Origin of the sequence: Psychrobacter sp. bablab_jr014 (assembly GCF_016464015.1) — a bacterium.
GTDB lineage: Bacteria > Pseudomonadota > Gammaproteobacteria > Pseudomonadales > Moraxellaceae > Psychrobacter.
The window spans coordinates 1-23,700 of the sequence record NZ_JACDXT010000021.1; the positions used below are offsets into that span (position 1 = coordinate 1).

The window sequence follows — 23,700 nt, forward strand, 5'->3', positions numbered from 1 at the left end:
AAATGAGATAAATTAAAGGCAAACAAGGAAAATAGCGCAGGTAATATCAAGATATTGGCCAGCTATTTGACACCGTTTGCCAAAGATTTAGCCATTTTTAGCCCATTTAGTCATAAACGCTTGAATTAGGGACACGCCCTAGTCCTGCTAACAGCTGTTAATTACTTAGAGGCCGCTATCATCTTTACTTCGGCTAACTGGTCGCCGCTTCCATCACCGTGACAGGCTCGGCGGCGCGCGTGACTGCCTTTTGTGTTACCCATAACAGCAGCAAACCTGTTAATAAAAACCCGCCAAAAACCACAAACGCCAGCGTCATGCCCAAGTTATCGACCAGCAAGCCCATCATAATGACAGGTACGCTCAAACCAATATACGCGAGTAAAAAATAACCAGCACTGGCGCGAGCAGGTGCATGCGGCGCGGATGCCATCACCCCTGACAAGCCGCCCAAATACACCAAGCCATAGCCGCAACTGCTGGTCAACAGTGCTGCGACCATCACCGCGACAAACTGTCCTGACAGCGCGCCCCATGCTAAGAGCGCATAAGCGGGTAATAAAATACTTAAGCCCAATGTGCTCGCCGTCATCGGTGATAAGCGCCGCGCCAAAGGTTGAAACAGCAAGCCGCAACTAATCGCCAGCATGGAGGCAAAGCCTGCGTATTCTGCCAGTCCGTGCGTGTTGAGTACCGACGGTATCACCGACAATACCAAGCCCGTCGTTGACCAGCACAGCAAAATCCCGCAGCCGTACCATACGGTGATTTTATTAAAATAGGGCAAACGCAGCATGGGCGTGGCGGCGTCACCTTTCGTTGACTTCGCCGTGTTTCGTTTTGCTGTCTCAGGCAAACGCAGCACCAAAATGATGGACAATAGCAATCCGCCCAGCAGCGCAAAAAAGCTGGCGGGCGCATCTGTCGGATAAATAAGCAAACAAAGCGTAGTCAGCATCGGACCCAAACCAAAGCCCACACTGGTGCTCGCCGTCACCCACGCGGTCGCCTGCGTCTGCGCCCGTTGCCCAAACAGCTCAACCATATACACCGTGGCGGTACACGACATCAACGCCGTGCCAATACCGAGCAGCAGCCGCGCCACCGCCAGTGCGCGGATATAGGGATAAAACAACATAATCACCGTGGCGATGGTGGACAGTATCAGCGCCACCAGCATCACGGTGCGCCGCCCCAGCCTATCGGACAGCCCGCCCAGCGCCAGCAGTACAGGAATCACCCCAAGCACATAGCACGAAAAAGCAATCGTCGTCGCCAGCACGCCATAGCCATCATTGCTCGCATAGAGCGCGTATAGCGGGTTATGCACATTGACGCTAATGGTAATCATGCCGAGCGCGAGTGCTAAAGAAGCAGGCGCGGCGCTGGTACTTTTAGAGGTTTTGGCAAATGAAGTCGATAACATAACAGCGCCTTAGCAATCAAAAAAGTTAAGAATTAGGTTAAGAAAAGCAAGACCTGTCCGTCATTACAGCAAATACGCTGACCATCCGCTATATACAGTCCCATACAATTCAGGCAAACTGTTTGCTAAGTGCAACCCATACAATTTTGCTTAATTGGCCCTGTTAACTTTTTCTCTTATTGCGCTGATTTTTTGCCCTTTTCTTTTTACTAGCTTTCTCTTTATCATTTTTGGAGCTGCCCTTGACCCGCATCGACGCCATTATCCAAGACATCAAAACCAAAATCGCCACCGTGACCTATACCGCAGGCACGCGCCTGCCTTCGGTGCGTAAAGCGGCGGCGCTGTACGACTGCTCGCCCTCGACGGTGGTCGAGGCGTATGAACGGCTGGTCAGCTCAGGAATCCTCTATGCGCGGGCGGGCGCGGGATTTTATGTGGCACAGCGTACCGTTCCGTTGTCGCTTGCGGAGATTGCGCCTGATATTGAGCGCGAGATTGACCCCTTGTGGGTGGCGCGGCAGTCGCTGGAGACGCAGCAGCATACCTTGCGCCCTGGCTGCGGTTGGCTGCCTGCCGATTGGTTGTATCTTGAGGGGGTGCGCCGAGGGATGCGCACCATAGCCAAGGCCGAAGATGATATTTTGAGCGATTACGCCACGCCGCTTGGCTTGCCTGCCTTACGTCAACTGCTCGCACGGCGAATGCATGGTCTGGGCATTGAGGCAAATCCTGCACAAATTATGCTTACTGAATCAGGCACGCAAGCGCTGGATTTATTGTGTCGTTTTATCTTGCGCGCTGGCGATACCGTATTGGTCGATGACCCCTGTTATTTTAATTTTTATGCCTTATTGCGCGCGCATCGCGTCAAAGTAATTGGCGTGCCGTATACCCCGCAAGGCGTGGACACCGCTGCCTTTGCCGCGATGGTAGATACGCATCAGCCGCGCCTATACATCACCAATGCCGCGATTCATAACCCGACGGGCGCAATTTTGACCCCAAGCACCGCCTATCAAGTGCTGCAACTGGCGCAGCAAGCGGACATGTATATTATCGAAGACGATATCTTTGCAGATTTTGAGGTCACGCCTGCCCCGCGTTTGGCAGCGCTCGATGGTCTATCACGGGTGTTTTATATGGGCAGCTTTTCTAAGACCATTTCTGCATCCTTGCGCTGTGGGTATATCGCTGCGCCCAGTGAGCTATTAGAAGATTTGCTGGATTTAAAAATGGCGACAGGCTTTGGCGGCGCGCATTTGGCAGCGCATGTGGTCATGCACGCGCTGATGGACACAGGCTACCGCAAGCACATGAGTATGCTGCACACACGGCTGGCACGCGCGCGGACGTATGCCCTTGCCCAACTGGCTAAACTTGGTATTACGCCGTGGCTTGTGCCCAACGCGGGGCTGTTTTTGTGGTGTCAATTGCCAGACGGCGTGGACGCAGCAAAGTTAGCAAGAGACTGTATGGCAAAGGGCGTGGTACTCGCGCCAGGCAATGTGTTTAGTCAATCGACGGATGCTCACCGTTTTATGCGCTTTAATGTGGCGCAGTGCGTGGATGCGCGGTTGTTTGACGTGTTAGAGGCGGTGATGGAAGAGCAAAACAAATCGTAAATAAGGGCTTTGTATTCAAAGTATTTTATAAAGACAAATGTCTGCTAAACCTATATTTCATGACACCTGATACGCTATACTGTGCTTTTGACGTTCATATAAGTGAAGCCGCGATTGTCTATGTCGTTCTCTATGCCTGATTTGCCTGAATTTACTCGCCCTGCCGCGCCAAGCACAGCAGCGAATATATCAACCAAAGTGTCCGATGCGCCTAGAGATACGTCAACAGACAATCCGTACACAGAATCGTATAACGCGCACGCGACTGATAACACAAACACTTCTCGCGTGCGTAGCCTGCCTGAATTTATACAACAAGAAGTCCCTATACAAATACAAGCGCTCACCGCTGTGCAAGACCCCGCGCAGCTACTGACACTACCACCGCAAACGCTATGGCTGGATTTAGAAATCAATCCACAAACCGAGGCGCTGATTGATGGCGCGCTATTAATCGGAAACCATTATTGGCACTTTGATGCTGTACGCTTTGACCAGCACGCAGCGACCATCGCCCAGCTGATTGTCCAAGCGCCGACATTGGGCGGGCATCATCTGCTGGAGTTTGATTTGCCGCGCTTGTGTCAATTGCTGCAAGCGGCACTGGCGGTGCATGACCACGCGCTGTCCATTAAAGTAGCCAACTCAAAAACTCTCCAGCGCTGGCAAGCCAAAACGTGGGACACGCTGCTGCTCAGCTGCTTGCTGCTGCCGCACCAGCCCACGCATGCACTGAGCAAACTGTACAAAGCTGATGTCGATTACAATCATCCTGTTGCCGACTGTGTCGAGAGCCGCTGTGTGTTTACGCTGTGTACGCAAGTATGGCAGGTCTTGCCCGCCCACTTACAGATTTTGTTGCATAAGCTGTTGCCGCAGTTGTCCGCATTGGGTGCGCTTGATACGCAGGCGCACTTTGATATTGATAAAGATAATATTTTTGATATTGACAGTGTATTGGCAGCGCTGCCGAGTGGTGATCATCAGGCATTAAAGGCGCTGCTCAATGGGGTTATGACTTCGCACACTTTAAGCGCCGCTGCGTCTGACTCCTATGCTTACGCTCTTTGGCGGCATTTGGGTATTGCCACCTTTGTGCATTGGCTGCGCTATTTTGACAAGCCGCAGGCCCGCCGCCCTGTTTGGCTCACCAAGCATCCTGAGCACCGCAACAACTTTGCCAAAGCCGAGCAGGCGTTATGGCATTTGCACCGCCCTGATGAGGCGTGGATCAATCAGCAATGCCAGCATTTTTTTGGCTTTGAGGCACTGCGCGAAGGGCAAATGTCTATCGTAAAAGCGGTCTTGAACAATCAGGACATTCCGCTGGGCATTTTACCGACAGGTGGCGGCAAAAGCCTAACCTTTCAGCTGCCTGCCTTAATACTGAGCCGCTATCAACGACAGCTGACAGTGGTCATCGCGCCCTTAAAAGCCTTGATTGAAGACCAAGTCATTAACCTACGCACTGCCTTGCCCGATTATGAAGGGCGCATCGCCTATTTAACCTCAGGGCAATCGGCGGGCGCACAAAAAGAGGTGCTCGATGGCGTGTGGCAAGGGATAATTGATATTTTGTATCTCAGTCCTGAGCGGCTACGCACACACAGCGTGCGCCAGCTGCTAAAAAACCGCCCGCCTGCCTTTTGGGTACTCGATGAGGCGCATACCTTGAGTCAGTGGGGCACCGATTTTCGCCCTGACTTTTTGCGTATCGCTGACCATATCATCGCTTGCTATAGCAGTGACGTACAAGCGCACTTGCACGCGCAAATTGAGCGCAATACTGCCAGCGCGGCGCAGCCTGATTTGTTAAGCACATTTGATGAAGCCAAAGATGGCAATACTGATGCCCCGCACTTTGTACCGCCTACCATTGGCTTGGTCACCGCCACCGCCTCTGCCCGCGTCAAAGACGATCTCGAAGATGAGCTGGTGCACAAGCTCAGCGCCTTAACGGGCAACAAAGCCTTGGTACAATATGGCACGCCCCTTGCGCACATGAAAATCTGGCGCGAGGACATCACCGCGCACTTTCATGAGGTCAATACCAGCGACAGAAAGGCCATGATTTATCAAATCATTAAAGCGCGTAAGGTATGGTATGCAGACACCTATCCTAAGCACCCTGAGCGCGGCGTGGCGATTGTCTATCTGCGTAGTCGTAAGGGCTGCGAGGAATACGCGGACGACTTTGCCAAACAAGGACTCATCGCGGCGGCTTATCATTCTAAATTGGACGATGCACAAAAAAAGAATCTGCTCGATAAGTTTAAAAATCATGAGCTAGACGTGGTGGTCTGTACCAATGCCTTTGGTATGGGGATTGATAAAGAGGGCATCCACACTGTTGTCCACAGCGGTCCGCCGAACAATTTAGAATCCTATATCCAAGAGATTGGACGGGCAGCGCGTAAAGACTATGAGACGGGCGAAGCGTATATGCTGTGGTCCACGCAGGATATTGACCAGCTGTTTCGCCAAGAGCGCAATTCACGCATTCCAAACACGCGCACCCTACGCGAATGCTGGACGACTATCCGCCCAACGCTCAAAAAACCTGCCCAAGACCGCTGGTTTGCCAGCAGCAATTTGTCCTCCATACTCGTCACCGATGACAATGCTGAGCAGCTGACGACCCAAGTGCGCGTTGCTCTACTCGCGCTTGAACGCTATGGACTACTACAAGAGCAAGACCAGCAGCCTGCGTGGGTCAGTATCAAGCTGTCCGACATCCCGCCCGCCAGTAGCCATACCTCGATGGCAAAGCTGTATGCCGAGTTACAACAGCTCGCAGACGACACGCTGACCACCGACACACCTGACTGGCAAGATACCAATGACAAAGGACTGACGCGCTATCATTTGCCTGAGCTTGCCTTGTCGCTCGGCTATTCAGTCAAGACTTTGTTGCAGCAGCTGCGGATGTTGGTCAATCAAGGGCACGCCCAGTGGCATGCGGTGGTACGCGTACGCATCAAATACACGCATCGCTATCTAAAAGGTGAATTTAATCGCCTCGGACGGGTCATCGAGGCGCTAGAGGCTTGCCTAGAGAGCAGCATTGATGCGCTGCATAGCGCCACCATGTTTGATCAAGGCGCTGTGCAGCTAAACACCAAAGCGCTGGACAATTGGCTGCATCAGCATCGGCACAACGTCTCGACCAAAAATCATATCCTGCCCATGCTACGCGCCTTAGGCGTCATCAGTATACGCAATCACAGCAGCACGCAAGTGTTTGTCTCTTCCTCAAAAGACACCAAGCTGTGGCAGATTGAGCAGGACAAAGCAGACGATTGGCACAGCTGGACGGCATTTGCCAAGCGATTGCTTGCGCAGCTCACGCCGTTATTTGAAGAGCATCTGCTGCCCGCGCTGCCCGACCAAAGAGACGGCGCTGGGCGTGACTTTGATTTGGATGTACTGGCAAGCACGCTTGAGCGCACCCCCGACACGCTACTGACCGAGCTGGAGCAGCTACAAAAGCTGGGACTGATTGAGCTCAGCCGCCTAGATGACTCAAGTGATGCCATTTTCTTTATCAGCCGCCACCCCAAGCCGACCAGCAAATACAGCGAAACTGCGTATCAATATTTACAACATCATTATCAAGACCGCTGTGCGCGTATCCACCTACTCAACGCGTGGCTGGGCGCCGCGCCGCACGTGCAAAAGCAGTTTATCGAAGATTACTTTACTCAGCCGATTGATACAGTGATTCAGACCTATATCGCTGATGACGTCGATGCCAGCAAGCCTTATATTAAAAATTATCAAAAAGAGATACTGCCCGCGTATTTTAACGACACCCAGCGGCAGATTGTCAAAGACACCAGCCGCGCTTCTATGGTGCTGGCAGGACCTGGCTCTGGAAAGACCACCGTCGTCGTGCATCGGGTGGCGTACTTATTGATGATTGAGGAAATCAAACCTGAAAAGGTACTGATTTTGGCATACAACCGCTTGGCCGTTGCCGAGCTGCGGCGGCGCTTGTACGCGTTGATTGGCAGTCACGCGGCGCACGTGACCATTCAGACGTTTCATGGTCTGGCGCGGCACATCACAGGGCTAAGCGAAAAAGACATGCCTGATGCCGATATGAGTGATGTGTTACGGCGCTTTTCACACTTAAAAACAAAAAATACCACTCAAACCAAAGACAACGCAGGCTATCAATGGCTGATAGAAGAAGCCATCCGTCACTTACAAGAGCGCCCGCAGCACTTTCAATACATCATGGTCGATGAGTTTCAGGATATTGATGCTGCGCAATATAAAATGATTGGTCTGCTCGCAGATTTGCAATTGCAAGAGGACGACGCTGATAGCACGGAAGCGGGCTCAGAGATTGGCAACGATGCGGCAGAGTATCTTACGGATAATCCGCTGCTGCCTGCTGGCTTTGATCATAAAAACCAGCAACCAAACAAAGACCATAAGCCTGCCGATATCTATGAGCAGCAAGGCTATCTGATGGTGGTCGGTGACGATGACCAAAATCTCTACGCCTTTCGCGGCGCCAGCATCGAATACATTCAAAAATTTGCCAAGCAATACCATCTGAGCGAGCAGCAAGAATATTACTTATTAAAAAACTATCGCAGCGCAAACAACATTGTCGATTTTGCCAATGCCTTTATCCGTGCTGCCCTGCCCGCTGCCGAGCGCTTAAAACAAGACACGCATCAGATACAGGCGACCGCCCCTTTTACCAATCAACCGATTCGCTACGGCTATTACCAGCAGGTGCGCGGCATCGACATGGCAGCATGGGTCGCTGATGACATCAAGCAGCGATTACACGCCGCCACAGCTAAGCATAAAACAGAAACCATTGCCGTACTTGCGCCGACGTGGTCGCATTTTGATGCGCTCCAGCATTATCTTGAAGCGCATCACATCGCCAATCGCCGCTATGATGAAGATGACCAGCTGACGCCATTAAACAGCCTGATTGCCCAACAGCTATACGCCCACCTGAATCATGAGCGCTTAACCATGATTGAGGGCAGCGTGTACGACTTTTTGGAAAATTGGCGGCGAGACAATCGGTGCAACCATCTAGACAGAGCATGGACAGCGATCTTGCGCCGCACGACAGGTCTGCGCGACATCACCTATGAAGCCTTGCTCCAGCAGTTAGAAGCGTGCGTCTATAGCGATGAGGTGTCCGTGGTGCTGATTACCTATCATAGCGCTAAGGGGATGGAATTTGACCACGTCTATGTGGTGAATGAAGCGCGCAGTCATAGTGACCGTCATAGTAACCATCACAGTGACAGCCCTGAGCGCCCGCTATACGTCGCCCTAACGCGTGCCAAGCAAACGCTGACCCTATTATTGCATCAAAACTATCATCATCCAGTGTTAGCAACCATTGCCAGCAGTCATGCCGAGCCTATTGCCATTGCTCATATATCACCGCCTGCACGCTTAAGCTTTCATCGATTTTTGGCGCTCGATGAAATCAGACTGACGCCAAAGGATTTGGTTTCTGATACAGGACGCGCCTTTATCAAAGATACATTCTGTCATAACGGTTGGTCAGAAGACCGTTTACATATCACAGGCTTATTCACGGTCTGTGATTATCAAACGCAGCGAAAACCTAACGGCTTTTATTCAAATAAAGGGCAGCTGATTACGCAGTTTTCAGGGGCATTTGCCAAAACTTATTGCCAAAATAAGGCAGGCAAGACATCTCTGAACATGACTGGCTTTACCACCACTTTATATTATCAAAGCGATTTAGAGTGGTATCAACGCGCAGGCTATCATGGTAACCAGACCAGCCATTATTTAATCATTCCTTATGTACAATTTAGCGTGCCTTGCGCATAAACAAATCCTCAAAATAAACCAAAAACCCCGCCTAACATCAGCGTTACGCGGGGTTTTCTTATGCTGGGTAGACTTTTTTTAAATAAAAGCCATTACATAAAAACGATTAGTAATCCACGGTATAGCTCAAACCATACGTCGTACCTGTCGCAGGCAAACGGTTTAAATCGCCAAAGGTCGTTTGATGATACACGGTCTGATAGTCTTTGTTTAAGATGTTATACACGCCGTAGCCCATACGTCCGACAGGTAATTTGACTTGCCCAAGCACATCAAAGGTCGCATAGCCTGTTAATGGCTGCGCGCTCGCGTCTGGGTCGTTCTGTTGGTCTTTATAAGCCTTGTCACTACCGCCGACTGCCAGCGCTTGCAAGCGAATATTGCTGCCTTCGCTAAAGTTATACTGCGCGTATGCCGTACCTTTGAGTGGCGTCAGGCGTACTGCATCCAGCTCTAGCCAGTCGCCGTCTTTTTTGTATTGCCCGCGGGTATAGGCAAGGCTGCCGCCAAACTGCCAGTCTTTGTTCAAATCATGCGTGAGCGAGGCTTCAGCGCCGTAAATACGTTCGTCCGTATCGACGACTTCGACGGTATAGTCGTTGGTAAAGCGCACGGTTTTGTCCGAGTCGTTATAAAAACCGCTAACCTTTGCGCTGGTATCACCGCGCTTACCTGTCCAGCCCAGCTCATAGTTATTGATAGAAATGGGCTGAATATTGTCTGAGTTGACCACAAATCCAGCACGCACGTCACGTAAAGCGCGCTGCACGTCAGCCGTGGTAAAGCCTTGCGAGAAGTTAGCAAAGACTTGGTCGTCATCGGTCAACTGATAGCTGGTACCAAGGTTAAACAGCACTTTGTCGTGCTTACTGCTACCCGCCTCAACCGCGCCTGCTTCGTAATCAATACCGTAAGCGTCAGCAATATCACTGATGCCATTGGTCGCAAAATAATCCGCCAATAGCTGCTCATAAATGGGCACAAAACGGTCGGTATCCGATTTGATGTTTTGATAGCGCACGCCAGCGCTGGTGTGCCATTTGTCGGTCATATCCACATCGGCATTGACGAACGCGCCCCATTTATCGATGGTGGTTTTTGGTCCGCCGTTATAGCTCAGACCATTACTTGTTGAAGTCAAGCCATTACTTGCAAGGAAGGTAGTCAGGTCTTGGCCATAATAGGTCTGCTCACTCTCTTCACGTTCAAAGTCCACGCCATAGCTGAACAAGGTATTTTTACCCATGACATCGGTTTCAGTCTGCATAGCGGCGCGCAGTCCCATCACCTCAATATCCGCTTCAGACTGCGTAACTACGACCGATGCACCCAATAGCTTTCCTAAGGTGTCTGCATCGGTTAAACCATTATTTACCCAAACGTCTTTGGCTTGACTGGTAAATGATTTTCCTGACGGATAAAAGCGTGCTTTTTCGTCACGGTAATAGCCTGTCAGACTTAGGTTAGAACCCAAAAAGTCACTGTCATTATAGTTTAGGTTGACCGAGCTTTTGGTATTGTAGGGTTGGTTTTCGATATCGGCGCCATCGATAGCACGTAGTGACGGTGTGGTTCCTTTTAGCAGTACAGACAAGTTATCACCATAGTCGACACCGTAGTCGGTATCTTGCTCGCTGTCATAATAGGTCGCCGCAAGATTCATGGTCTTGGTATCGCTAATATCAAAGCCAAGGTTTGCGTTGACGCTGACAGTATCGGTGTCTTGGTTGTCGGTTTGGTTGGCATCAGGGCTGATGCGGTCGCCATGACTGTCAAACTTGCCACCTGTAGTTTCGTAGTCTACATCGACATTACCATACATGCGCTCGCCGCCGTAGCCAAGGCTTTGTCCCACATGATAGCCGAGCGAGTCGGATTTAAACTCGCGGCTGCTGTTGATGCCAAGGCGCGTCTGTCTTGTCAAGCCATAGCCTGCCGTTGATTTGGTCACGATATTAATCAGACCGCCTGCTGCCCCCGCGCCATAGATGCTGGTCGCGCCTGAGAGCACTTCGACGCGCTCAATTTGCTCAGGGTCGATACTGTTTAGCTCGCGTGACAGACTGCGCGAGCCAGATAATGGCACGCCGTTGAGCAAATACTGTACAGGACGCCCGTGCAAGGTCGTGCCGTAGTTACTGACCGAGCCGCTGCTCACGCCAAGGCTGGGCACGAGCTGGGCTAGGATGTCCCCGACCGTGCGGTTACCTGTCGCCTGCGCCTGAATATCCGCTTCGCGAATCACTTGCGTGACAGCAGGCATTTCGCTGATTTTCTGTGCCAGTGCTGTGCCTGTTTTAGCATTGGCTTTTACGGTTATGGTATCAAGCGTGGTGCTTGGCGCGTCTGCATTGACATTGGTCGCGGTGTCGTCCGCTGTCGTGTCGGTATCGTTGGGGGCAGCGTACAGCTGCTGACTGATGCACAAGGTTAATAAGGATAACGCAAGAGGATGACGACTTTTCATTATAAATTCACTTTGGTTGCGAGGTATTTAGGCATAAATACGTAAGAAAAAACAACAAAACGCCGCGGATGTGAGGCGCATACTACAGAGTGTCTTACATTTGTGAAAGATATTGTAAATGATAATAATTAGCATTTCTATATAAATTTACAAAACTTTGGCGGCGATGCGGTCGTTTTCACTCATTCTTAAAGAGGTACTGCACCGCTTTTCTTAACCTTGTTAACATAAAAACGTGTGGTGCCTGTCTTAAGCGGTTGATTTGCCATAAAAAAGCCTTGCCCATATTCATTACAGACAAGGCATCAATGCAACAATAGGAGTCATCACATAAAAAATGACACCACAGTTTTAGGTCATCTCAGGCCGCAGTTTTGCCAATAACTGCGTCAGCGTATTGTTTTGATACGCTTCCATAAACAGCTGCAATTTAGTATCGTCTTGCTGATGCTTGTCTTGGCATTCAGCTAGTAACTGGGTGGCAGCATCGGGCGCTAATACAAACACGCCATCGGCATCCATCACCGCGATATCACCTGTCTGGATACGCACGCTGTCATTATCAGGCGCAGGCTGATAGTCAATCGCCGCACCGAGCATGCCCGCTGGCGCGTCATTGCCTTTGGCGGTACTTGTGGTAATGGCGCTAATGCCTTTTGCAAACACAGGCAAGCCGAGCTGCTTAAGTTGCAATGAATCAGTAACCTGCCCCAGCACAATCACCGCCGAGAGCTGCTCATAAATCGCGGCGCAACTGCGCAGTGCGCCCCAACAGGCAACGTACCCAAGCGACCGCGCATCAATGCATAAGACATCATGCGGTGCAGCATCCATCAGCGCTTGGCGTATCACGCGGGTATTGGTGGAGGTAAGCGTCACGGTCAGTACGCGCCCTGCAATGGTCTTGTCACACGGAACCATCGGCTGAATATCAAGCAGATAGCCTGTGTGCGTCACATGCCCAATGCTGGAGGTGGCGAGCTCTGCATAAGCATCAATCAGCGCGGCTGTATCGGTCAAGCAGGTGTTGGTAGTCATAGCTGTCCTTGTGGTTATTATTATCATCGTTTGTATGGTTCATTTCGGCGATGCTATTGCTAGTAAGGGCTTGCACAAACGGATTGACGGTCGTGCTCTCGCCTGCGGGCATGCTGCCGTGCGCGTCCGAGCCGCGCTCAATCACGGGCAGTAGCATGGTTTTGTACGGATATGTCGGCGCGGTGAGTAATAGCTCATGCAGCAAATTGGCTTGATCCGTATCAAAATCAATCACGCTAATAGCGTGCTGAATACTTGCCGCCGCTGTCTGCCACAGCAAGCTTTCAGGCAGCTGATAATGACCCGCCAGCGACTCGATAACGGCGCGTAGATTGACCAAAATTCCAAGCGACTGCATATAAAAAATCAGCGCCTCGGGCGTCTCACGGTACAGACGGTTTTTAAAATCGGGCGGGCTTAAATATTCAGGGTCATCCAAGTCATGACGCATCAGCCACGGCAGATGGATACGCACCGAGTCATGATCACGCAGCAGCACCCCTGAAAATTGATGCTCAGTGACTGCGAGCACGATATTTTGTCCGTGCATTTCAGGCGCTAAGCCCAAGCGCAGACAGCGCAGCATCGTGCCCAAAAATATATTGCAAAGATTATAAAAATAACCAAGTGCCACTTGCTGCACACGGTCAAGGCGAGCAAAAACATGCGCTGATGTACCAAGCTGCTGGGCGACGCCGTCAATCATGGTGGCACGTGTACTAAAACTGGCAGCCGCTATCAGTTCATCAAACAGATGATAAGACGCGCCTGTTTGCTGCACACACATCCCCAGACTGGCCATCGGTAGCAGACGTATGCTCTCTGTGCATAGCGCCTTGGGTAAGGTACGCAGCATCGCGCCCAAATGTGTGGGCTTTTCTTGATAAAAGTAGGGGTTGATGTTGCTTTTGTCTGCCGTGTGTTCAGGTGGCATGTAGCCCCACCAGTGGCGCTCGTCCCACAGATGCAGATGGGCATCTAAGGTGCGGTCTTTGGTTTTGGCCTGCGTAAGGAGCGCTTGGTTTTTTTCACCATTAATCAGTTTAAGCGCGGGCAGATAGCGCTTGGAGTTGAGCGCATATACGCCAAGTGGCAACTTGATGCTATGCGGGGTTACATCGCTCAGCAGCATACTGCGTAGTGACGCACTGGCGTAGGTGGGCAGCGCGGCGAAATTCAGCACCACCACCGTCCCTGCTGCCATGTCATCGGCGTAATGCGTGGGCAGCTCGTGTTTTAGCTGCCACGGATGTACAGGCAGCGCAATGTGTGTCTGAAGCCCCCTATCCTGCATTTCTGCGATAAGCAGCGCTTGCATATCCTCATTCAGCAAATAATAAGCAGGTGTGTCTGCCCCACCCTGCACCGCATCTGCACACATGATATGGCTACGTGCCACCGCGACCCAGTTTAAAAATATCGGCTGGTGAAACTCCGCCATATAGCGCGCATAGTCGGCAGCACCTAGCCCTAGCTTACCCTTTGCCAAGGGATGAAATGGTCGATCCATCAAGGACGCCCATGCCTCAGCGGCAATCAAGGTCTGATACGCGTGCGGGCGCGCATATACGGCAGTATGTAGCGGCGCGTGCGCGGATTGTTTAGCGGCTTCGATGGACGCGGCGAGGCTCTCCTGTAGCTTACTCACGCCCGCCATACTCAGCTGCTCGGCATCCATAGCGCTTAAGCTATAGTTTAGTAAATCATGCACGTTATCAATGATGTCGAGCCGAAGATTTTGGGTTTCTTCTGCATATAGATATAGCGGCAAACACGGCACGGCAAGTCGCCATGGCGCGCTATAGCCATGCGTGACAAGCAACAGTAGCTGAGCGTTATTAGGTAAATCAACGACCAATACCGTATTTTTTACTGCAAAAAAGTCTTGATAGCTTTTTTTATAATTGCCTTTATCATTGGCGGGTAAATTGGCTAATTGTCCCGCTATTTTTGGCGCATAAACCTCAGTGCTACTGGTCTGTAACTGCTCAGGCGTAAACCACCCCTCAAGCAGTAGACACTCGACCAGCTGCGCGAGTAGCGCGCCTTGAATCTGCTGCTCGGTGGCAGCGCTCGATAACACACTTAGCATGACTCAGGTACTCGGCAGTTGGCTAATGGATTGTTGATGTATTTGATCGGAAACACACTGTCGCCAAACAAACGGCGCTTGGCAAGCGACTCAATACGCGTCTGCGGGGCAAAGACATCAAAGCGTGCAAACTGCTCAGCAAACTCAGGATGGCGCGCTTGATAATCAAAAATACAGTCCGCCACCTGCTGCCAAAAGTCCGTCTCCGCATACTGATACTCGCGCTGTAAAAAGATAGCAATATCGGCAAAGGCAACAAAGAACAGACACGCCACGGTCATATCACGAATGCCGTCGGTGTCGTCAGTTTCGATAAAGGAGCCACGGTTTAACGCCGCATGCGCTGCGGGCAGCTGATGAAATTTGGGTATCAAGTCTTGGCGCGTTAAATGCTTGGGCGAATAGCGCACGCCGTCGTGCAAGTCTTTAAGCAGCACTTTGACAGGATAGCCGTCCTCATGCACCAAGACGATGTTTTGTGCGTGGCACTCAAGCGCCAGTCCATGCCCGAATAACAGATGCATAATCGGCGGCACGGTGACGGCAATCAATGCCTCAGTCCATGCTGCGACGCCATGCGCTTCCAGCCACGGCGCAATCAGCGCCTGCCCATCGCTATGGACATAGCTGACGCCATTTAACGGTATCGCTTGCTGCCCTTTTGCTAAATAATCATCCGCATTGTCGCGCCAAATCGCTGCCAAGCCACCATAGAGGGCGGGATGCTGATAGCCGCGTGCGCGCAACACGTCATGGTCGAGGCTGACGCCGACATTTTCACCCAAAAAGGCAATCTGCGCGGCGTCACGGCTGTCATCTTCTGCCGCCAAGCGCTTAAGCCACGCGGTCATAATCGCGGCGTTGAGCACCGTATGTTTGGCTAAAATGCGCGTGCTTGAGGTATTGACCAAGTGCATACTGAGTTTAAGATACGGCTTGCCATCCGTGTCGGCAGTCAGAGAACGTATCGACTGCTGGGCGCGGTAGGTCTCGCCCGTGCTGCCCAAATAAATGACGTCCTGAGTCATCAATAACGGCTGCACCGCCTCAATTAACGTCTGTTGCCATTGCCATGGATGCACAGGCACTAGCGTGTAATCGGTGGCTGATTTATTACTGTCCTCTAAGCGGTCACTTAATATCTTTTGCAGCTTCTGATGCGCGCTTGCACCCACATAATCCGCGACCCACTCGGATACCTCAATCCCTGCCAGCGTGTTACTGGCAATCAGCGCCTTGTCCACCGCAAGCCACAGCACTTCGATAGGATTGGCAAATTCAGGGGCGTAAGCGTAATTGTCTTCAACATCAAAACCCAAGCGTGATTTAAAACATGGGTGATACGGATGCCCATGCATCAATACCCCTTCAAGCGCGCTGTAGCTTAATTCATTAACTGGCGGCAGCGACGTTAGCGCGAGGGTTTGCGCTTGGATTTCATTGATTAAGGTATGGCGCAGCTCATTGATAAAGCTGTCTTTGAGCGCGGCATCATCCAGCGGTAAGACAATATCGGCAATCACTTGCTCCAGTGTCGCGGTATGGATACTGCCATCTGACGCATGGCGCTGCACCGTCTTATCATTAAAACGGATGATGCCAAAGCTGTGCTGTACCTGACCTTGTGCGCGGTATTCGACGCCTGCGGTGGTAGGTATCACAAAATCAAGCACATCATTATTGTCAAAATTAGAATCCGCCGTTTGGGTCGTAAACTTGATGATATCTTCGAACAATAAGGCTTGTAATAACTGCTTTATCACCCGCTGCTCGGCGCGCTGCACGATGCCTTTATTTATCGGTGCTTGCCACGGCTGCATTGCCTGCGCTGTCGCTGGTTGATTGTTGGTTGATAATACGGACATAAAAGCTCCTTATGGGTATTAAAAAAATAGGTATTAAGAAAAACAATTAAAAATATAAAAGATAATGAGAATTAATTACATTAATACGTTAAAAAAATATGGCGCAAAAGGTAAAAAGCGCGCCATTAGGGCGTGTTTTCGATTTATTTAGCCGCGTGCTTGGGCAAACGGTACGCACAAAATAAGGTCAATAACAGCACCATTGCCAAGACGACAAAGACGTCTTGTATCGCAGCGGCGGTGGACAGCGCGCCCACTGTCTGATTGACAACCGACACCGCATCGCGCCCCGCCACATAGACGGTGACCAACGCAATCACGATGGTCGAGACAATACGCCGACTGATGTTATTCAGCGCTGCGCCCTCGGTCACCACTGACTTATCCAAGCTGCTCAGCCCCACCGAGGTGGTCGGCAGATACGCCAGCCCCACGCCGACACCTTGCACACTCATCACGACAAATAGCAGCCACAAGGTCGGTTGGTACAAAATCCCCGCGAGCAGCAACATGGAGAGCGCACCAAACACAATACCGACCAGCCCAATCGTGCGCGCCCCATGCTTATCCACCTGCCTGCCCGCAAAATGCGTGGTCACGCTCGATACCACCGTTGCCGCCATCAAAATTGCGCCCGTCCATAAAGCACTACTGCCCATCACGTCCTGTACGATAATCGGTAGTAATAAAAGCCCAATCATCAGCCCGATGGTCTGGGTAATACTAATCAGCGTGGTGTGTAAATAGGTGCGCTGGGCAAATAGACGCACGTTGATGAGCGGCGTGGACTGCTTGGCTTCATAGCGCCACCAGAGTACAAAGGCGCACATAAATGCGAGCGCAATCGCGCCTGTTTGCAAGGCATTTGCGGCACTGGTTGCTGCATCCGTCTTTAGGCTTGATAACCATGCCATGAGTACCAAGAGCCACAGCAGCAGCCCCACAAAACCAAGCGTATCAAAGCGCGCGGGCTGGCTTTTCTTAGCATTATCCTTGTCATTGACAAGCGCAGGCAGACGCCATGATAGAAGCAGTACCGCCACGCTTAACGGCAGCGTCACCGCAAACAGCGTCCACCACGCAAAATGCTCGACCAAATACGCGCCCAGTAAAGGCCCAAATGCGAGCGCCATCATCACCACGATGCCCCACAGCGCCATCACTCGCCCGTGCTTGGATTTGGGATACACTTGGTACAGCATACCGATGGATAAGGGGATAATAAGTCCACCGCTGATTCCCTGCATCGCGCGGGCGGCAATGACCATCGTCATCGACTCAGCGAGCATCCCGAGCACTGACCCCAGCATAAAGCCAAACATGGCCAAAATATAAATACGCTTAAACACAAAATGTTTGCTGAGATAGCCGCTGACCATCAACCCAATACTCATCGCCAGCACGTAGGCGTTCAGCACCCAGCCGCCCATGACAATATCGACCGAAAACACTGACATAAACACAGGAATTGCGGGGTTTAGGGCGCTATTGCTGATACTGACTACCGAACCACCAAGCAGCAGCGTCCATAACAGCGGGCGCAAAGACGCATCGCGGGTTTGGCTTGTGGCATGGTCTTTGGACGACTCACAAACAGCGACCATAAAAAGTACCTTGTAGCGAGGTTGATAAACAGTGATTAAGAAACAGGCGGTTAAGCTGCCGCACCGTAATAATTTAAATAACCACGCGACTCAAAAAACGCCTCACGATGACAAAAGTACAGCGATGCCTTTTTTTCGGGCATTTCAATCAAGCGCTGCTCAAAATAAGCAAAGCTGTCCGCCACCCAACGATAAATCTCAATCTCGCTGTCAGGCTCAACCACGATTTTTTGGGCAGGGGTATGCTCAAAGATAAACTTGCTGACCATCATACCGATAGGTTTGAGATAGCCGCGCCCGACTGCGGAGGGCTCACCAATCAGCATGTGCCAGCCCATGTCCTCAGGTTTGGCTTTGTAATACAATGCCAAACGGTCACGCGCCGCCTCATAGATTTCAGTATAGCCAATCGGTTCATCATTACAGGTGATGATGTATAGACGCTGGTGGTCGTCCGCGAGCATTTTTTCAAAATGGGCGCGCAGCATGGGCATAGGCAAATGCAGCTGCCATTGGTCAACGACGTGCTCGGCGTGCATCCATTTATACAATAAGCGCATATCTTCACGATAGCGCATGGCGCGTATGCCAAAGGTGCGGTTAATCGCCTCGACCTCAAAATGCTCAGGTAACTGACGGCTGATGGTGGTCATGGTGTGTCCTTAATTTTGTAGTTCAGTTTTTAATTTGGTTGAAAGTTTTTGAATCATTGAGCTGTTTAAATCAGCGTATTTTTTAAATTTACTTAGGCTATTTTATTTCGATTATCTTTTAGCCGTTCACGCGGCGCCAAAGTCTTGGAACACTTCTAGCGCGTCGGTGTCGTATTTATTGACGCCGAGCAGCTCATTAATAATATAGCCCGCACGGTACGCGCCCAACCCCAAATCAGGTGCGCCCACGCCGTGACTGTGTACTTCTTGGTTTTGTACAAAGATTTTGCCCGTATGTGTGCGCTTATCACAGTAGCGCAAAGTATAATCACGCCCAATCTCAGGCTGCTGATAGGCGTCATGTTGTACTTCACCAAGCACACCCGCCAAACAGTCGGGCAGCTGGTAGCGGTAGCCTGTGCCCGCAATGACGCAATCGTAATCCGCCATAAAGCGCTGCTGCTGCTCGCTGTGAGTAAACGCGAGCGTCACGGGCGCGTCTGCGTCCGCTTGCTCTGCCGATATCAGCGCGCAGTTGGTACGCAGGTTTGAATATAATGGCTGATTGCGGATGCTGCGCTCATAGAGGTGGTGGTAAATATCACGAATAGTACCAAAACCCATACCTTTATACAGCAGATCTTGCTTGGCGCTCACCGCTGCCTTGGTATCGCGGGGCAAGTGGTAAAAATAATCAGTATACGCAGGGCTAAAATGTTCCAGTCCTAGTGGCGAATATTCCATCGGGAAAAAGCCCGCCGAGCGCGTAAACCAATCAAGTATAAACTTGGGCATGCCTGTGCTACTCATCTGCTGGTCAAATAAGGCGCGGTACACTTCAGCTGAGGACTGCCCCGAACCGAGCACCAATACCTTAACAGGCGTATCTGTGTCGTCATGCGCGGCAGTTAAAGCGTCCAAATCGAAGCGCTCAGTAAACTGCGCGGTATGCATACAGCGGGCGGGCGCGTCTTTTGCCAAGGTTTGTAATGGCGCAGGCAAAGTCGGATGCGTACCTGTACCAATGACCAAATGGCGTGCATAATGGGTGTGCGTCTCACCGTGCTCACTGACCGTAACCGCAAAGCCCTCTTCGCCCGCCTCGGTATAAAATTGCACGTCCATAACGGTCGTCGCAAAGTATAGACTGTCCAACTGCCCTGCCACCCACTGACAATAGTGGTTGTATTCTTCGCGGTAGATTTTAAATTCTTCTAAAAAGTAAAATTTTAGCAGGCGCTTTTGGGTGTGTAAGTAGTTTAAGAACGAGTAACGGCTGGTGGGGTCAATCATGGTCACCAGGTCCGCCATAAACGGCACTTGTAAGGTAGTCGCAGGCAATATCATGCCTTTATGCCAGTTAAATTCTGGCTTTTGCTCAAAAAATTTGGCGCGCACGTTAGTCTTGTCGAGTAGCGCGGCAAGGCTTAGATTAAAAGGTCCTAAGCCGATACCGATGACATCAAGCATGGGGGTGTCCTTTTTATTGATAGTTCAAGTTTGGTGATAGCCAGTATTTGACAATGCCTTATAGTGACAACGCTCGCTTAAAGGATATTTTCCTTGCTTGCTGTGCCTACGGCTTTTGATGCTACGAAAAATACCCTTTAAGCACGTTCTCCTGTCTTATACCGCGTCTGCGCTTATAAACAATCACGTTACGCGGTATGAATTGCTTAGGCTATTTTTATTCTTACGCACATAACGGATTGGGAATATCCACGTATATAGACTGCGTCTCCACAGGCGCGACCAGCTCATCGAGCGCGTGTAAGCGCGTCAGCAAATTGCCCTTAAACGGCAAGGTCGGACTACGCAGCAGCAAATCAAACAGCGGACGGTGCGGATAGCGGGTCTCAAGCGTCATCAAGCAGTCGCGGAACATATCAATCAGCGCCGCTTCACTCACATATTGCGTGCGCGCAATCGCGGTAATCAGTCCAAAGATGCTGTTGCCGACCAAATAATACGCCACTCTTGAATCGGCAAAATCTTCAGGAATCACACATTCGCTCTCGCTGACCAGCTCAGGATAGGTGTCAATGAGGGGGGCGGCATACTCGGCGATGTAGCCAAAGCCTTGGTTGTCACGCGCCCAAAACTTGCTCGGATAGCCGTCCGTCAGCTCAATCAAGCTGTTCTGCTGATGCACTTCAAAGCCAATGCCATGCTGATAATACATGTGCATCAAGGGGATAAAGCCGACCTGTAAATAAGTGGCAAACCAGTCTTTGGCAATCTCCTCGAGCGGCGCTTTGGTGCGCGCATGGATAGATTGGAATAAGGTGTTAAAGCGGTTGGTCACGCGGGTTGGGTGGTCTTGGCTCAAGCTCGCTAAATTAGTCACTTCGGTATCTTGGTCAAAAGGATTGTCGCGTAAAATACAGATGCTCTCATCAATGATGCTGCCATCTACTGTCAGTGCAATCCATGCAGGGTCGTTGAGCACCGCGATGGTGTCAAAGTCTTTGCCAAGCTGCTTGCCGTAGTCGCTGCGCCAAATGCGGCAAGCATGAATGCCGCGCTTGCATTCTTTGGGCAGGTTGATGCGCACTGAATTGGTAATGGCGACAGACAGCGACAGCTTAAACATCCACGGCGCATCAAATGCGGCCAACGTACGCACCGAAGTCGTCGGATGCAGCGCCCAGCCCAGCTCGCCCATGTCAAAGAGCTTACCCGCCGCTTGTAGACGCGCATACCAGTCTTGTTGCTGTAAGAATTTGGCTTGCCATGGGTGTAGCGGCAATAGCTTATAATCAGAGTTATTGTCCATTAATTGCTGCTGATAGGCATTCATCATGGGCGCAAGCTTGTCTTGCAACTCGGCGGTGATGCTCTCACCGTCAACAAACTCTTCGACAATATGCTTGGGATGCACGAGCCAATAGTGCAGCTTGGTTTTGCTGCTGGTCTCGGGCGCGTATTTTGCCCATTCTGCACCATAGAAGCCTTGGCGACCTTTTGGTGTCGGGTGCATGGCGTGGCCGTAGATAAGGCTTTGCTCGGTTTGGATAAAGTTTTGCGCCGCATCAACGATGTCATCCACCTCATCACTGCGGTGCTGCAAGATAATCTGTAGCCCCTCATAGCTCTCAATCCAGCGTTTCAGCACGCCATTGGCATCGAGGGTTTCGGTACCCTGATACTGATGTACGATGTCCTCAATCACGAGGCTGGCGATACTGACCGCCGAGGGTTGCAACCATGTCGGCACGCCATCGACCTGCCCTAAGACCGCAGGGGTAGCGGCAAAGCGATGTTGCCCCAGCTGGCTGATACGCTCAAGCGGCACGGCAACTTGGGTGTTGTGCGGCGCAAGATGCAATACCAATAGCGGCTTGTTTTGCGCGAGGGATTTTTGTAGCGCGTCTTGTGCGTCTGCAGGCACGATACTGCCGCGGCGCGTCTCAAAACAGTACGCGTTAATCAGATTTTGCAAGGATAAGCGGTTGAGCGTGTTGTCTTGTATCATTGCGATGTCCTTAAATGGGTATTCTTAAAATGGTTATCGGTAATTTTTAATAGATTGTTAATTTGCTAAGCGCTTATTTAAAATCCCTTACTAAATACGCATGCCCTAATGCTGCTATCTGCGCGATGACTGGGTTCATGGCAGCTAGCGTGCTGTCGGGATTTAACAAGGTAAACTTTAAGCACAGATGCCCGTCATACTGCGTGGTGGCAATATTCGCTTGATTGTTAATCAGTAAATTTTGAGCAATATGGCGGTTGATTTTTGCCAAGCTCTCGGCGCTGAACTCGCTATTCTGCGGAGCAAAATAAAATAGGACACTGCTCAGTATCGGCGGGCGCACCAAGACAAAATCAGGGTCGCTGTCCAGCCGCTGTGCAATGTCCTTAGCATTATCGAGACCCGCATCAATCAACGCGCCGTAAGCGTCTGTGCCCAGTACATCAAGCGCCATTGCCAGTTTAAGCGCGTCAAAGCGGCGCGTGGTCTGTAGCGAGTAGGTTACAAGATTGGGAATGTCGTCCGTCTCATCATCTGAGGGGTTCAGATAGTCGCTGTGCAGACGGATGCTGGCAAAATTTTCGGCGTCTTTGACCAAAAACGCGCCACAGCTGATGGGTAAGAAAAAATGCTTGTGAAAATCAAGGGTGATAGAATCGGCACGCGCAATGCCTGCTAGCATATCGCGGTAGCGCTCGGAGAGCAGCAGCGCCCCGCCCCATGCGGCATCGACGTGTAGCCAAATGCCCGCTGCTTGGCACACCTCGGCAATCGATTCCAGTGGGTCGATCGCGCCCAAATCGGTTGTGCCCGCCGTCGCCACCACCGCCATGATATTTTGCGCCCCAAAGCGGTCAATGGTGTCCTCTAAGTGCGCCATGTCCATTGCGCCCGTGCGGTCGGTCGCGATTTTAACCACCGAGCGCTGTCCCAAGCCCAAGAGCGCGGCGTTTTTTTCTACGGAAAAATGCGCTTGCTCAGAGCATAAAATCCTGCCTAAGGGCTGCCCTGCCAAGCCGTCTTTTTGCACATCAACACCCAAAGCACCATAAAAGCGATTGCGCGCCAGCAGCAGCCCCATTAGATTGCTTTGCGTGCCGCCACTGGTAAACACGCCGCCAGCTTTTGGCTCGGTTTTAGTGCTTGAGTTAAAGCCACACTGCGCGCCCAACCATTGAATCAGCTCTTTTTCAATATAGGTAGCAGCGGGGCTTTGATTCCACGAGTCCATGCTTTGATTAGTCGCGGCGATAATCATCTCCGCTACTTGTCCGACCCACAATGTCGGCGGATGCAAATGCGCGGCGCAGTGCGGGTGCGCGGTCGAGACACAGTTGGGCAAAAACTGCTGAGCGATATCGCCGAGTACCATGTCAATATCGCGCCCTGTTTTACTGATATTTAGCGTTAGCTTGTCTTGTAATGCTGCAGGAGCACCGCCTTGATACAGCGATTCGGCGTCCAGCCACTGCTGAATCATGGCGCTGGTCTGCGCACTGGCAGCCACATAGTCATGGCTGGTCTGTTGATTAAGAATGTACAAAATATACGACCCTACTGAATAAGTCTAAATGGGTAAGGTGCTGGCGTTTTGAGACTCACGCCAGCACA

The 23,700-nt window shown here is 51.2% G+C and carries 12 protein-coding genes; 2 read left to right on the forward strand and 10 right to left on the reverse strand.

Annotated features, from left to right (window positions below; genetic code table 11):
• Positions 1-193: 193 nt before the first annotated feature.
• Positions 194-1,426 (reverse strand): MFS transporter, encoded by a 1,233-nt coding sequence (locus JIE71_RS06345; protein ID WP_199507899.1) that lies wholly within the window; start codon positions 1,424-1,426, stop codon positions 194-196.
• A gap of 236 nt (positions 1,427-1,662) precedes the next feature.
• Between JIE71_RS06345 and JIE71_RS06350 the strand changes: the two genes are divergently transcribed.
• Both JIE71_RS06350 and JIE71_RS06355 read left to right on the forward strand, forming a co-directional pair.
• Positions 1,663-3,051 (forward strand): PLP-dependent aminotransferase family protein, encoded by a 1,389-nt coding sequence (locus tag JIE71_RS06350; RefSeq protein WP_228284575.1) that lies wholly within the window; start codon positions 1,663-1,665, stop codon positions 3,049-3,051.
• A gap of 120 nt (positions 3,052-3,171) precedes the next feature.
• Positions 3,172-8,895 (forward strand): UvrD-helicase domain-containing protein, encoded by a 5,724-nt coding sequence (locus tag JIE71_RS06355; RefSeq protein WP_199507901.1) that lies wholly within the window; start codon positions 3,172-3,174, stop codon positions 8,893-8,895.
• Positions 8,896-9,001: 106 nt separating this feature from the next.
• Here JIE71_RS06355 and JIE71_RS06360 read toward each other — a convergent pair whose 3' ends face one another.
• The 9 genes from JIE71_RS06360 to JIE71_RS06400 form a co-directional block, all read right to left on the reverse strand.
• On the reverse strand, positions 9,002-11,362 hold the full coding sequence (locus JIE71_RS06360; RefSeq protein WP_199507902.1) for a TonB-dependent receptor: 2,361 nt from the start codon (positions 11,360-11,362) through the stop codon (positions 9,002-9,004).
• A 351-nt stretch (positions 11,363-11,713) separates the two neighbouring features.
• The gene (locus JIE71_RS06365; protein WP_199507903.1) at positions 11,714-12,400 is read right to left on the reverse strand and encodes an RraA family protein; all 687 of its coding nucleotides are present in this window, start codon (positions 12,398-12,400) and stop codon (positions 11,714-11,716) included.
• Positions 12,357-14,492: an IucA/IucC family protein gene (locus JIE71_RS06370; RefSeq protein ID WP_199507904.1), complete on the reverse strand. Its 2,136-nt coding sequence runs from the start codon at positions 14,490-14,492 to the stop codon at positions 12,357-12,359. The genes JIE71_RS06365 and JIE71_RS06370 overlap by 44 nt, the downstream gene beginning before the upstream one ends.
• Entirely contained in the window at positions 14,486-16,357 is a 1,872-nt protein-coding gene (locus JIE71_RS06375) for an IucA/IucC family protein (RefSeq protein WP_199507905.1), read from the reverse strand. Before JIE71_RS06375 ends, JIE71_RS06370 begins: the two co-directional genes overlap by 7 nt.
• A 143-nt stretch (positions 16,358-16,500) precedes the next feature.
• On the reverse strand, positions 16,501-17,961 hold the full coding sequence (locus tag JIE71_RS06380) for an MFS transporter (protein WP_199507906.1): 1,461 nt from the start codon (positions 17,959-17,961) through the stop codon (positions 16,501-16,503).
• Between the two features lie 50 nt (positions 17,962-18,011).
• A complete protein-coding gene (locus JIE71_RS06385) occupies positions 18,012-18,614 on the reverse strand; it encodes a GNAT family N-acetyltransferase (RefSeq protein WP_199507907.1) in 603 nt (200 codons plus the stop codon).
• 126 nt (positions 18,615-18,740) lie between these two features.
• Complete coding sequence (locus JIE71_RS06390; RefSeq protein ID WP_199507908.1) at positions 18,741-20,084, reverse strand: lysine N(6)-hydroxylase/L-ornithine N(5)-oxygenase family protein; 1,344 nt, start codon at positions 20,082-20,084, stop codon at positions 18,741-18,743.
• Between the two features lie 223 nt (positions 20,085-20,307).
• Complete coding sequence (locus JIE71_RS06395; protein WP_199507909.1) at positions 20,308-22,089, reverse strand: IucA/IucC family protein; 1,782 nt, start codon at positions 22,087-22,089, stop codon at positions 20,308-20,310.
• A gap of 73 nt (positions 22,090-22,162) precedes the next feature.
• On the reverse strand, positions 22,163-23,632 hold the full coding sequence (locus JIE71_RS06400; protein ID WP_199507910.1) for a pyridoxal phosphate-dependent decarboxylase family protein: 1,470 nt from the start codon (positions 23,630-23,632) through the stop codon (positions 22,163-22,165).
• Between the last annotated feature and the right edge of the window lie 68 nt (positions 23,633-23,700).

Bases quoted from the DNA above. Each gene is read 5' to 3' on its own strand.
- JIE71_RS06355 (WP_199507901.1), top strand. From the start codon at position 3,172: ATGTCGTTCTCTATGCCTGATTTGCCTGAATTTACTCGCCCTGCCGCG.
- JIE71_RS06395 (WP_199507909.1), bottom strand. From the start codon at position 22,089: ATGATACAAGACAACACGCTCAACCGCTTATCCTTGCAAAATCTGATT.
- JIE71_RS06360 (WP_199507902.1), bottom strand. From the start codon at position 11,362: ATGAAAAGTCGTCATCCTCTTGCGTTATCCTTATTAACCTTGTGCATC.
- JIE71_RS06345 (WP_199507899.1), bottom strand. From the start codon at position 1,426: ATGTTATCGACTTCATTTGCCAAAACCTCTAAAAGTACCAGCGCCGCG.
- JIE71_RS06385 (WP_199507907.1), bottom strand. From the start codon at position 18,614: ATGACCACCATCAGCCGTCAGTTACCTGAGCATTTTGAGGTCGAGGCG.
- JIE71_RS06365 (WP_199507903.1), bottom strand. From the start codon at position 12,400: ATGACTACCAACACCTGCTTGACCGATACAGCCGCGCTGATTGATGCT.
- JIE71_RS06390 (WP_199507908.1), bottom strand. From the start codon at position 20,084: ATGCTTGATGTCATCGGTATCGGCTTAGGACCTTTTAATCTAAGCCTT.
- JIE71_RS06380 (WP_199507906.1), bottom strand. From the start codon at position 17,961: ATGGTCGCTGTTTGTGAGTCGTCCAAAGACCATGCCACAAGCCAAACC.
- JIE71_RS06375 (WP_199507905.1), bottom strand. From the start codon at position 16,357: ATGTCCGTATTATCAACCAACAATCAACCAGCGACAGCGCAGGCAATG.
- JIE71_RS06370 (WP_199507904.1), bottom strand. From the start codon at position 14,492: ATGCTAAGTGTGTTATCGAGCGCTGCCACCGAGCAGCAGATTCAAGGC.